Source organism: Sphingomonas sp. GW821-FHT10F11 (assembly GCF_058809095.1).
Genome location: NZ_JBXASH010000002.1, coordinates 167505 through 179983, shown reverse-complemented (window position 1 = coordinate 179983; position 12479 = coordinate 167505). Strand labels below are relative to the sequence as shown.

Annotated in this window: 9 protein-coding genes; 5 read left to right on the top strand and 4 right to left on the bottom strand. The window is 65.3% G+C overall.

Features of this window, described 5'->3' with window-relative positions; translation table 11 throughout:
* Window positions 1–25: 25 nt before the first annotated feature.
* The 3 genes from AC1RT8_RS06955 to AC1RT8_RS06945 all read left to right on the top strand — a co-directional run bounded on the left by AC1RT8_RS06955 (window position 26) and on the right by AC1RT8_RS06945 (window position 7454).
* Window positions 26–3187 (top strand): TonB-dependent receptor plug domain-containing protein, encoded by a 3162-nt coding sequence (locus tag AC1RT8_RS06955; protein ID WP_493074873.1) that lies wholly within the window; start codon window positions 26–28, stop codon window positions 3185–3187.
* Between the two features lie 34 nt (window positions 3188–3221).
* A complete protein-coding gene (locus AC1RT8_RS06950; protein WP_493074871.1) occupies window positions 3222–4823 on the top strand; it encodes an amidohydrolase in 1602 nt (533 codons plus the stop codon).
* Window positions 4824–4988: 165 nt separating this feature from the next.
* Window positions 4989–7454: a DUF5117 domain-containing protein gene (locus AC1RT8_RS06945; RefSeq protein WP_493074870.1), complete on the top strand. Its 2466-nt coding sequence runs from the start codon at window positions 4989–4991 to the stop codon at window positions 7452–7454.
* Between the two features lie 3 nt (window positions 7455–7457).
* Here the strand turns inward: AC1RT8_RS06945 and AC1RT8_RS06940 are convergent, their stop codons facing one another.
* Entirely contained in the window at window positions 7458–9257 is a 1800-nt protein-coding gene (locus AC1RT8_RS06940) for a diguanylate cyclase (RefSeq protein WP_493074869.1), read from the bottom strand.
* Between the two features lie 194 nt (window positions 9258–9451).
* Between AC1RT8_RS06940 and AC1RT8_RS06935 the strand changes: the two genes are divergently transcribed.
* Window positions 9452–9604, top strand: coding sequence for a hypothetical protein (locus AC1RT8_RS06935; protein ID WP_493074868.1), 153 nt, complete (start codon window positions 9452–9454; stop codon window positions 9602–9604).
* Between the two features lie 33 nt (window positions 9605–9637).
* Here AC1RT8_RS06935 and AC1RT8_RS06930 read toward each other — a convergent pair whose 3' ends face one another.
* The 3 genes from AC1RT8_RS06930 to AC1RT8_RS06920 all read right to left on the bottom strand — a co-directional run bounded on the left by AC1RT8_RS06930 (window position 9638) and on the right by AC1RT8_RS06920 (window position 11357).
* Entirely contained in the window at window positions 9638–10027 is a 390-nt protein-coding gene (locus AC1RT8_RS06930) for a c-type cytochrome (protein ID WP_493074867.1), read from the bottom strand.
* A gap of 346 nt (window positions 10028–10373) precedes the next feature.
* Window positions 10374–11000 (bottom strand): YbhB/YbcL family Raf kinase inhibitor-like protein, encoded by a 627-nt coding sequence (locus AC1RT8_RS06925; RefSeq protein ID WP_493074866.1) that lies wholly within the window; start codon window positions 10998–11000, stop codon window positions 10374–10376.
* A gap of 99 nt (window positions 11001–11099) precedes the next feature.
* Window positions 11100–11357 (bottom strand): DUF6894 family protein, encoded by a 258-nt coding sequence (locus tag AC1RT8_RS06920; protein WP_493074865.1) that lies wholly within the window; start codon window positions 11355–11357, stop codon window positions 11100–11102.
* 185 nt (window positions 11358–11542) lie between these two features.
* Here AC1RT8_RS06920 and AC1RT8_RS06915 point away from each other — a divergent pair, with 185 nt between their 5' ends.
* The gene (locus AC1RT8_RS06915) at window positions 11543–12292 is read left to right on the top strand and encodes a Crp/Fnr family transcriptional regulator (protein ID WP_493074864.1); all 750 of its coding nucleotides are present in this window, start codon (window positions 11543–11545) and stop codon (window positions 12290–12292) included.
* Window positions 12293–12479 lie beyond the last annotated feature (187 nt).

The following is a 12479-nucleotide window of genomic DNA, read 5'->3' as shown; positions in this document are numbered from 1 at the left end:
GGAGTAACAATAATCGGGGGCGACCATGACAATTCGATTCAGCGCGAACACGACTTCCGACCGCCGGATTTTCAGGCGGCATAGCCTCTCGACCGCCGGGATCCTGACGCTGGCCATTGCCGCGATGCCCGGCATCGCCCATGCGCAGGCCGCGCCGGCGATGATGGCGAGCGTCGAGGACAAGGCACCGGCCGCCGGCGACACCGCGACGGTCGACACGGCGACGATCGACACGGCCGCTCAGGATCAGTCAGCATCGGGAGAGGGGCCTCAGGACGAGATTACCGTCACCGGATCGCGCATCGTGCGCGACGGTTATGACGCCCCCACGCCGGTCAGCGTGATCAGCGCCAAGGAATTGCAGGCCGAGGCCCCCGCGAACGTCGCGGATTTCGTCAACACCCTGCCTTCGGTGCGCGGCAGTTCGACCGCGGCGAACTCGAACGGCTCGCTCAGCAACGGCCTGGCGGGCGTCGCCTCGGTCAATTTGCGCAACCTCGGCTCACAGCGCACCCTGGTGCTGTTCGACGGCCAGCGCTCGGTCGCCTCGGCGACCAGCGGCGTGGTCGACGTCAACACCTTCCCCCAGGCGCTGATCGAGCGCGTCGAGGTGGTGACCGGCGGCGCCTCCTCGGCCTACGGCTCGGACGCAGTCTCCGGCGTGATCAACTTCATCCTCGACAAGAAATATACCGGGGTGAAGGGCAGCTACGAATATGGCGTCACCACCTATAGCGACGGCCCGAACCACAAATTCACCCTGACGGCGGGCACGCCCTTTGCCGGTGGCAAGGGCCATATCCTGGTCAGCGGCGAATATTTCACGCAAAAGGGCATCCAGTCGATCGACCGCGACTGGAACGACAGCGGCTTCTTCCAGATCGACAACCCCGCCTACAGCGAAGCCGCCTGCAAGGACGCCCTCGCCTCGACGATCTGCTATCCGGCACGCCTGATCCAGGGCGGCATTGGCACTGGCCAGTTCACGCAAGGCGGCCTGATCAACTCCGCAGGGGTCCCCAACACGCCTGGCGGCGTCGCGGCAACGAACTTCTTCAAAGGCATTTATTTCGGCCAGATCAACCCGGCGACCGGCAAGGCAAGCGTCAACAACTTCGTGTACGGCCCGGCCAACGGCCAGTGGATGGTCGGCGGCGACTACCTCATCGGTCGCGAAGGCCATGTCAGCAGCGCAACCCTGCTGCCGTCGGAGGATCGCAAGAGCGCGTTCGGCCGGGTGAGCTATGAATTCTCGCCCGCCATCGAGATCTACGGCCAGTTCGCCTATAGCCGATACCAGGGCCAGAGCTATTACCAGCAGACGCCCACTACCGGTGTCACCATCCAGGTCGCGCCGTCCGCGTCCAATGGCGGGCTGATCAACGCCTATCTCCCGACCAGCTTCGTCAATCAGGTCAATGCGTATAACGCGACCCCGGGGAACGTTCCGATCTCCACGGTTTCGATCGGCACCAGCAATGCCGGCATCCCGCCCCAGGGCAGCGACAATACCCGCGAGGTGTTTCGCTATGTCGTCGGCGCCAGCGGCGATTTTGGCCTGCTCGACCGCGATTGGCACTGGGACGCCTATTACCAGAAGGGCATCACCAAGACCAACGAGCTGCTGACCAACGCCTGGAACCTCGATCGCATGGCACTGGCGACCGACGCTGTCGTGGCGCCGGCGGGCAACGCCTCGGGCATCGCGGCGGGCACCATCGTCTGCCGGTCGCGCCTGACGCTCGCCAACGTCAATAATGGCTGCGTGCCGATCAACCGAATCGGCGTGGGCGGCATCACGCCCGAGGCGCTGAACTACATCATGTATGACGGCCTGCAGCCGCTGCGGAAGCAGACGCTCAAGCAGGACGTGGCGGCGTTCAACTTCTTCACCAACAATTTGTTCGATATCTGGGCCGGCCCCATCTCGCTCGGCTTCGGCGGTGAATGGCGTCAGGAATCGGTCACCGGTTCGGTCGACCCACTGTTCCAGCCGCGCGTCGCCAACGGGGTCACCAACGGCACATGGATCTACGGCAACTACCTGCCCACCTTCGGCAAATACAATGTGAAGGAAGCCTATCTCGAAACCATCGTCCCGCTGTTCAAGGGCGCCGATTTCAACGGTGCGTTCCGTCTGACCGACTATTCGACCTCAGGCAGCGTCACGACCTGGAAGGCCGGCCTGACCTGGCAGCCGATCAGCGACGTCAAGTTTCGCGGCACCATCTCCCGCGACATCCGCGCGCCGAATCTGGGTGAGCTGTTCGCCCCCGGCACGGGTCGCACCAACACGGTCAATGTGCCGCTCGGTGGCGGAGCGCAGCGTGCCGACCAATTCAACGAATCCACCGTCGGCAATCCCGACCTGAAGCCGGAAGTCGCCAAGACATACGGCGTGGGCGCGATCTTCACGCCCAGCTTCATTCCGGGCCTCGCCTTCTCGGTCGACTATTTCCAGATCAAGCTGAGTGGCGCGATCAACACCATCACCGCACAGACGCTGGTGACTCAATGCTACGAGCAGAACAACGCTGCGGCCTGCGCCGCCATCTCGACCACCGGCGGTCGCGGCGTGACCAGCCCCAATACCCTGGCCATCACCAGCATCGAGCTGAAGCCGACCAACTTCGTCAGCATCGAAACCAAGGGCATCGATTTCGAGGCGAGCTATCGCAAGCCGATCGGGCCGGGCGCCCTGACGCTCCGCGCGCTGGTGACCAAGAATATCAGCCTCTACACCAATAACGGCGTCGACGTGCCGACCGAGGCTGCGGGCCAGAATTCAGGCAGCCTGCCCGACTGGACCTATCGTCTGACCGCCGGATATGATGTCGGGCCGTGGGGCTTTCAGCTGGTCGGCCGCGGCGTCAGCGGCGGCGTGTACGACAACAGCTATATCGTCTGCAGCACCGACTGCCCGGTCTCGACCGTGGCGAACCGCACGGTCAACCGCAACGACATCGCCGGCGCGATCTATCTCGATCTCCAGGTCAATCACGAGTTCGAGATCGCCGGTGCCAAGACCACCGCGTTCCTGTCGATCAAGAACCTGCTCGACACCGATCCGGTGCTGGTGGGCAACGGCCCGACCGGCAACAACACGCCTGCTTATCCGCAGACCAACCGCAACCTCTACGACGTCCTCGGCCGCGTGTTCCGGGTCGGCGTCCGGTTCGATTTCTAATCCTCAAGACCAGAAAAGATCAGGAGAATTTTCAATGAAGAAGATGGTTGGATTGACGGTCGCCTTGCTGTCCACCGCGCTTTATGTCCCTACCGCCGCTCATGCCCAGGCCAAGCCGGCGCTGAAGGCCGCGGCCGCCGCCAACGTCGATGCCCATGCCAAGCTGGTGCAGGAGATGGTCGATTCCATCTACAGCTTCGCCGAGCCCGGCTTCCAGGAGTTCAAAACCTCCGAATACATCACCGGGATCCTGGAGAAGGAGGGCTTCAAAGTCACCCGCGGCGTGGCCGGCATCCCGACCGCCTTTACCGCGACCTGGGGCGAGGGCGGCCCGCTGATCGCGCTGGGCAGCGATATCGACGGTCTGCTCGGTCTGTCGCAGATGCCCGGCACGCCGAAGATCACGCCGATGGTCCCCGGCGCACCGGGGCATGGCGAAGGCCATAACAGCGGCATGCCGCTGATCGTCGCCGCGGCGATCGCCGCCAAGGAGGTGATGATCAAGAACAACATCAAGGGCCGGCTGATGCTCTGGCCCGGGGTCGCCGAGGAGCTGCTCGCGACCAAGGCCTATTATGTCCGCGAAGGCCTGTTCAAGGACGTCGATGCCTCGATCTTCACCCATGTCGGCAACGGCTTCGGCACCGGCTATGGCGAGATGGGCAACAACGGCATGGTCTCGGTGGAATATAGTTTCCACGGTAAGACCTCGCACGCGGCAGGCGCCCCTTGGGCGGGCCGCAGCGCGCTCGATGCGGTCGAGGTGATGGACATGGCGTGGAACATGCGCCGCGAGCATCTGCCGCTCACCCAGCGCTCGCACTATGTCATCACCAATGGCGGCGGACAGCCCAACGTCGTGCCGGGCGAAGCCGCGGTCTGGTATTATTTCCGCGAGCAGACCTTCGATTCGATCCGGCAGCTCTACGAGACAGGCAACACCATCTCGCAAGCCGCGGCGATGGCGACGGGCACCACCGTCACCCGGCGCGTGCTGGGCTATGCCGCGCCCAATTTCGCCAACAAGCCGATGGCCGAGGCAGCCTATCTCAACATCAAGGCGGTCGGCATGCCGAAATGGAGCCCGGAGGACCAGGCCTTCGCCAAGGCGATCCAGGAAACCAACGGCCTGAAGCTCCAGCCGCTCGCTACCACCGTCGAGCCGCTCTCCACGCCGGAGACGCGCGGCAAATCCAATGGCGGCGGGTCGGACGATATCGGCGACATCATGTGGACCGTCCCGACCATCACCATCCGCTTCCCTTCCAACGTGCCCAGCACGATCGGCCATAATGTGACGGCGGCGATCGCGATGGCGACCCCGATCGCGCACAAGGGCGCGGTGGCGGGCGCCAAGGCAGTGGCGATGACCGTGCTCGACCTGATGACCACGCCGAAGCTGATCGCCGACGCCAAGACCTATTTCAACACCGTCCAGCAGAAGGACCAGAAATACGATCCGGTGCTGACCGCGGCCGACAAGCCGGCGATCGACCTCAATACCCAGCTGATGGCGCAGATGCGCCCGCAGATGACGAAATTCTACTACGATCCGACCAGGTACAGCAGCTATCTCGAGCAGATGGGCGTGCCCTACCCGGCGCCCGCCTCGCCGCCCGCGCCTGCGACCAAGTAAGAAGCCCCACCCCTTCCCCGTCATGCCGGACTCGTTCCGGCATCCACCGGCCCGCACAATCTTCGGCCTTTTGATGTGCGGCGCGGTGGACCCCGGAACAAGTCCGGGGTGACGGGCGGGGGTATATCCGGCCGACCTCAAACTCCAAGGATCTGGGATAGGACCATGAACAAGGCGAAGCTGCTATACTCCTCGCTCGGCGCTATCTGCCTGGCCGCCCTTCCCCTGCCTGTCATCGCCCGGCCAGCCGACCCGCCGAAGAGCGCCTCGCTGCCCGCGCGGGTGGACGGCTTCATCCCCTATTATTTCGACGCGGCGAAGGGTCGCGTGCTGCTCGAAGTACCAGTGTTCGACGAGGATGTGCTCTATTACGTCTCCGCCGCGACGGGCGGCGGATCGGTCGAGCTGCCGTTCGATCGCGGGGTTATGGACAGTGCGGTGATCCGCTTCACCCGGGTCGGCGGCAAAGTGCTGGTCAACGAGCAGAACCTGCGCTTCCGTTCGCTCAAGGGCGATGCGGCGCATGCCCAGGGCGTGGCGGACAGTTTCCCGACCTCGACGCTCGCCGCGCTGCCGATCGAGTCCGAGAGCGGCGGCAAGGTGGTGGTCGATGCGACCTCCTTCTTCATGCGTGACGCCGCCAATGTGGAGGCACAGCTTCGCCGCGCCAACCAGGGCAGCTACAAGTTCGATGCGGGCAAGAGCAGCTTCTACCCCGCGCGGATGAGGGCCTTCCCCGACAATACCGAGATCGAGACCAGCGCGACCTTCGTCGCCGAGAATCCCGGCGCGCTCGTCACCGGCGTGACGCCCGATCCGCGCATGATGACGATGCGCATCCACCACAGCTTCCTGCGCGCGCCGACCGGCTACACACCGCGCGAAGCCGACCCGCGCATCGGCGTCAGCACGGTGCGGTTTCAGGATTATTCGAAACCGTTCAACGACAGCCCGGAGGAAAGCTGGATCACCCGCTGGCGGCTCGAGAAGAAGGACCCATCGGCCCCGCTCAGCGACCCGATCAAGCCGATCACCATCTATTTCGACCCGGCCATCCCAGCGCCGATCCGGCACGCGATGAAGGAAGGGCTGCTGTGGTGGAACAAATCCTATGAGGCAGCCGGCTTCAGCAACGCGATCGTCGCGCTCGATGCGCCGGCCGACATGGACCCGATGGACATCCGCTACGCCTATGTCCTGTGGATCAACCGCGACGAGCGCGGCTTCTCGAGCGGAGGCACGTACCGCGATCCACGCACCGGCGAGGTGATCGGATCCAAGGTGCGCATGGACACGCACCGCATCCGCACCGTCGGCAACTACTGGGACACCTATAGCGGCGGCCTGCCCGGCGACGGCAGCGGCATCACCATCGCCGACCCGAACCTGCTGAGCGAGGACACAATGGCCGCGATGCCCAAGGGGCAGCGCGACATGGTGCTGTTGCGCCAGGCGTTGCTCACCGCGCACGAGCTCGGCCATGCCCAGGGTTTCGGCCACAACTTCGCCTCCAGCCTCAACAACCGCGCCTCGGTGATGGAATATCCCACGCCGCGGGTGAAGGTGGTCAACGGCAAGCTCGACCTGACCGAGAGCTTCCAGAAGCAGATCGGCGCGTACGACACCTATATGGTCCGCTACGCTTACACCCCCTTCCCCGCCGCGTCGGAAAAGGCCGGGCTCGACGCGATCATCGCCGACATGCGGGCGAAGGGCATCATCTATGTACCCGACACCGATCCGCGCTGGACCTGGTATGACGACCGCGCGACGCCGACCGAGAATCTGCGCGAGGACATGGCTGCCCGCGCGATCATGATCGCCAATTACGGGCAGGGAATGCTCAAGCCTGACGAGCCGATCGGGTCGCTGCGCAACACGCGGCTGTGGATGGCCTATCTCCACCATCGCTACGCGATCGAATCCGGCCTGAAATATGTCGGCGGCCTCTACCAGAATATCGTCGTCAAGGGCGAGACGCTGCCACCAACCGAGTTCATTCCGGCCAAGCTGCAACGCGACACGCTCGGCCTGCTGATGGAGGTGATCGAGCCGAAGAACCTGGCCCTGCCGGAATCGCTGCTGGTGCAGCTCACCCCGGATCCGGGCAACAACCTCGAGGATCTGTCGACCGACGACGTGTTCGACCAGCTCCGCGCCGCACGCATCCTGGCCGGCATGGTGCTCGAGCCGCTGTTCGATGCCGCCAAGTCCACCCGGATGATCGCGCTCGCCGCACGCCAGCCCGATACACTGACCTTCCCGGAAATGGTCGATACCGTCTTCGCGCATAGCTGGAGCGCGCCGGCCGACGGCACCGGGTCCGATCGCGCGCTGCGGCGGGTGACGCAGCAGGTCGCGCTCGAATCGATGATGATCCTCGGCGGCAATGACGATGCTGCACCCGAGGCGCGCGCCTATGTCCTGGACAAGCTCTCGACCCTGGCGACCACGCTCAGGACCAAGCCCGGTGCCGATGCGCTGACCACTGCCTTCTACCGCCAGACCGCGCGCGACATCGCGCATTATCTGGAGGACCCGAAGGCCAATGCGCCGAAGACCGCGACGCCAAGCTGGGGCAAGGGACCGCGCTCGCGCTTCCCGCAGCCGCCGGGACCACCTTTGGGCTGATAATCAGGCGGCCGCGCTCTTGGGAGAGTCGACGCCGGACGCAGCGATCACCAGGTTGCGCCCGCGCGTCTTCGCTTCGAGCAACGCCGCGTCGGCACGTGCCACCAGATTGGCGACCGGCCCGTCCTGCGGTGAAGCGGCAACGCCGATCGACACCGAGATATGCCCGAGCACGCGCCCGCGATAGGCGAGCGGTGCCGCCGCGGTGCGGCTGCGGATGCGCTCGCCCATCTCGCGCGCCGTGGCTTCGTCGGCCCCGGGCATCAAGACGGTGAACTCCTCGCCGCCGAAGCGATGGACATGGCCCGCATCCCCGACCGCATCGAGCATGATCGCCGCGACCTGCTGCATCACCACATCGCCCGCCTCATGGCCGAACTCGTCGTTGAAGCGCTTGAAATGGTCGATGTCGATCATCAGCCCGGCGATCGGTGTGACATCGCCTTCCTGCCGCCTCCGGTTGAGCGTGCCGTCCAGGCTGCGCCGGTTGAGCAATCCGGTCAGCGCGTCGCGGATCGCGAGGTTGGTCAGCTGCTCGCGCAGGCGGAGATTGGCGAGCGCGAGGCCGATATTCTCGGCCATCAGCTCGAGATAGAGGCGCGAGGCGCCGCCGATCGCGCCGACACCCTGACGCTCCTCGAAATAGAGCAGGCCGATCGTGTCGCCCTGCGCCGTCAATGGCACGCACAGCGCCGCGACCGAACTCTCGCCGATATGCGGGCAGGCGATATCGACATGGTCGTGATTGCTGACATGCGGCCGCCCGCGCCTGAGGCCCCAGCAGGCGGTCGGCGGAAAAGTTTCGGCCGACGCCGCCGGATCGAGCCAGCTGCTCGCCAGGGTCAGCGCGGTGCGGGTATGGTTCTGGACATAGAGATGCCCGGCGAGATTGGGGAAGGTCTGCGGCGCGAAGCAGGCGACCACCTCGGCCAGCTCGTCCTGAGTCTCGGTCGCCTGCAGGCGGTGCATCATCTGCAGGATGGTGTCCTTGGCACGCTGGTCGGCCGCGCGCTCGGCCTCGAGCCGGTCGCGCTCCAGGCCGTTGTCGCGGAAGACATGGATCGCATTGGTCATGTCGCCGATCTCGTCACGGCGGCGATCCTGCGGCACCTCGACACTGTAATCCTGCCGCGCCAGCCGGGCGAGGATGCCGGTCATGCGCATCAGCGGCATCGCGACCCGGCGGCGCAGCACGAAATAGAGCACGGCCAGGAACAGCAGCGCGGTGATCGCCAGCATGCCGCGGGCGATGCGGCCGTACCAGTCGCTCCGCTCGCGCGCCTCGCGCAGGGCCGCGTCGGTGCGGGATGCGGCGAGCGCGCGGAAGCGGTTGACCGGTTCCAGCACGCCGGTCTGGGCGCGCTCGTGATCCGGGCCGAACAGCAAGGCCTGGGCTGCCGCCGCGTCGCCGGACTGCGCCTTGGCGATGGCGGTGCGTTCGAGCGTGTCGAGCTCGTCCAGGTTGCGCTCGACTTCCTTCAGCGCAGCGCGTTCCGCTGGCGCCAGCTCGAGCGCATGGAGCCGATCGATGATCTTTTCCCGCGCCCGCACGTCACGCTCCTCGGCACGGAAGGCGGCGAGGTGCCGCGCGGCACCACGCATGGCGTAAAGCCGCGCCTCGTCCGATCGCTTCTCGGCGGCGATCGCCAGTTCCTCGCCGAAATCGTCGAGGGTCAGATGTTCCTGGACCGCAAGGCGCTCCTGATCGGCCGCCCGCACCGAGGTGATGAACGCCGCGCCGGAAAGCCCGGTGAGCAACAAGGTGACGCCATAGGCCCAGTTGGTGATGGTACTGATGCGCATGGCGCCCGCGGTATCACGGTCACGGTTGAAGCCCCGTTAAGCCGGCCGGGGTACCACCGATCCAGTCCAAAAAAGTCGGAAGATCAGCGCCATATCGATCCGAGCAGCTCGCTTCATCGCATTTTGTCCGGCGGTGTCAGATATCGACGGAACGATCGCGGCTTGATCTGCATTAAACCCCGATGGTGGGACGCATGAACAAGAAACTCGAGGACGAAATAGCCCGGATCGAAGCGACGCAGGAAGCGCTCCGCGAGAGCATCGAGGAGACGAAGCAGCTGTCGGCCAAGGCCGAGCAGCTGCTCCAGCAGCACAAGAAGGCGCTACAGGAGCAATCGAGCGATTGACTCATCGCGAGAGGCGGGGCGAGCGAGGCGGGGCTATTTCTTGCCCGCGCCATTCTGCTTGAGGAAGGCGATCACGTTCGCCTGATCCTGTGGGTTGGGCAGACCGATGAAGATCATCTTCGTGCCCGGCAGCGCCGGACGGGGCGCGGCGAGGAAGCGGGCGAGGTTCTTGTCGTTCCATACCTGGCCCGATGCCTTCATCGCCGGCGAATAGGCGAAGCCGGCGACCGTGCCTGCCCTGCGGTTGACCACGCCGCGCAGATTGGGGCCGAGGCCGTTCTTGCCCGACGGATCGACGCTGTGACACGCGGCGCATTTCTTGAACACCACGGCCCCCGCAGCCGCATCGGCGGGCGGCGCGGCGGACGCCGCGGAGGAGCCGGCCAGCATAGCGATCGCCGTCAGGCCTGCAAAATACGTCATTCCCTGCTCCCAAACACAACGTCACGAATCCGCCCTCGCTCATTCCGGTTTAACCGATGATGACCGGCATCCGGGGATTCGCGCGGTTCCCGTCCTATAACGCCATCCCCTCCTTGCAATGCGATTGTTCGGGGTGCTCGCACGGTACGCGGCGCATCCGGGAAACTACCTATGCGGAGGACTACGGAATGGTTGAGGCGGCCTTCACCAGACTAGCTGAGCGGGCCAGCCGCTATCGAGTAGCTGTACGGCGGCGGAACCAGGCCGGGACTTTAGGCGAGTGCCCCGGCCTGGTTTTCCGCTGACCGGCGATCTTCCCTTCTCCGACAGCCTCCCTGGGTTGCCATCAGGCCCGCGCCGCCCCGCCCAGCCGCGCGGGACCGGTAGGCGCCTGCTCGCCACGCGAATAGGTGCCGGTCGTCACGCCCGCCGCCAGCACGCGGCCGCGGATCGCCTCGACGATCGCCGCCCGGCCCGGATTGGCCTCGAGCGCCGGCACCTCTGACAGCGCGAAGAGCTGGAACACATAATCATGCGATCCATGCCCGGTCGGCGGATCGGGCGGCAGCCAGCCTTGCGCGAAAAAACTGTTGCGCCCGACATCGCGGCCATCGGCATCGCCAGCGCCGTCCCCGGCGATCGCGCCCTCGGCCAGCCTATGCGCGTCGGCGGGCAAGCCCCACACCACCGCATGGACCAGCGGGCTGAGCGACGGCGCGTCGGGATCCTCGACGATCAACGCCAGGCTCAGCGTGCCCTCCGGCACCGGCCCCCATATCAGGGGCGGCGACACGCCGGCTCCGTCGGCGGTGAAGCGCTCGGGCAGGCGCGCACCGTCGGCAAAGGCCGGGCTCGACAGGTCGATCGACTTGCCCGTGAGGCCAAGCTCTGGATCGGCAACCACCAGCCGGGCATGGCCGGCGCGCACGCCCTTCAAGAGGCTCCCCAGCCAGCGCGGCACATGTTCGAGCATCGGCAGCCTCCTTCGTTCGTGAGATGGGGAGAACATGCGGCTGTTACGAGGTTTCCAAAAGGGGCCCGTGCTTCGGCCAGCGGCTCCAGCGCGCGGATATCACCGGTTTCCCGCGCCCGGCGCACGGACCGAGACCGCTTCCCGGAACGACACGATCAGCACTGGTTCCCCGCTGCCTTCGGTGATCTCCAGCCGGCCGTCGAGGTCCATCGCCCCTTCCTCCACCTCGCCGGCAAGGAGCGAGCGGATGCCGGCCAGCGCAGCGCTGTGCGCGTCGCCCAACCCGTCGAGTTCCTGGCCCTCTTCGTCCGGCGTGATGCCATCGCGACTATGAAGGTGGAAATAATATCGGGGCATACGGGTCGAACGCGGCAAAAGCGGTTTCGCTCCCGATACGATCTTGATAACATAAGTTGGCCTGTTTTACGAACATTTGTCCTCGTTATTGCGCTGCATGTGTTAAAGCGGCTCCATCGCCGTTGGGTTAAGTTCGGGTCCGGCGACTGAGAGATGCGTGAGCTCCCGCCCAACGGAGAGCATGCATGTCGCGGGACGACCATCCCCTGCTGAAACTGGCGCGAAAACTCGAAAGCCGGACACCGCTTGACCAGAGGGATCGCGCGGCGATCCTGGAGTTGCCCTTTGTCGAGCGGACGTACGAGGCGCCGGCCTATGTGCTGCGCGAGGGCGAGCCGGCGAAGAAACATTGCAGCTTCGTTATCTCGGGTCTGGCCTTCCGCCAGAAGCTGGCGGCGACCGGCGCGCGGCAGATCGTCTCGATTCACATGGCGGGTGACATTCTCGATCTGCAACATCTGTTCCTCAACCGCGCCGACCACAGCGTCCAGGCGTTGAGCCGGCTGGGGACCGCCGAGATCGACCGCACCGCACTGCAGGATCTGGTGCTGCAGCACCCGGCAATCGGCCGGGCGATGTGGATCGATGCGCTGATCGACGCGTCGATCTTCCGCGAATGGGTGCTGAATGTCGGCCGCCGCGACGCCAAGGCGCGGGTCGCCCATCTGCTCTGCGAAGTATCGGTGCGCATGGAGGCGGCCGGGTTGAACGATGGGCAGGGATATCACCTTCCCCTTACCCAGGAACAATTGGGCGACGCGGTCGGCCTGACCAGCGTGCATGTGAACCGCACCCTCAAGGCCCTGAGCGAGCTCGGGCTGATCCGCCGCGACAAGCGCCATGTCCGCTTCGACGATCTCGACCGCCTGAAAGCCGCGGCTGATTTCAGTGCCTTGTACCTGCATCTCGACCAGGCGGAGGCGCCCAAAACCTGAGCGCGAAAAATCTCCATTTCGGATCAAGTGGGGCTGAAAATCTTGGGTGGAGACCCAATGGTTTATTAGCCTTTCCAACATAGTTAGGACTCCAGCCATCGCGAGGGGCGAGCGGCGCGGGAGGAACGCGTGAAGCGGTGGGGCGCACGCCCATTCACAGATGACCGGAATAGCGCCGGGGGCTTGC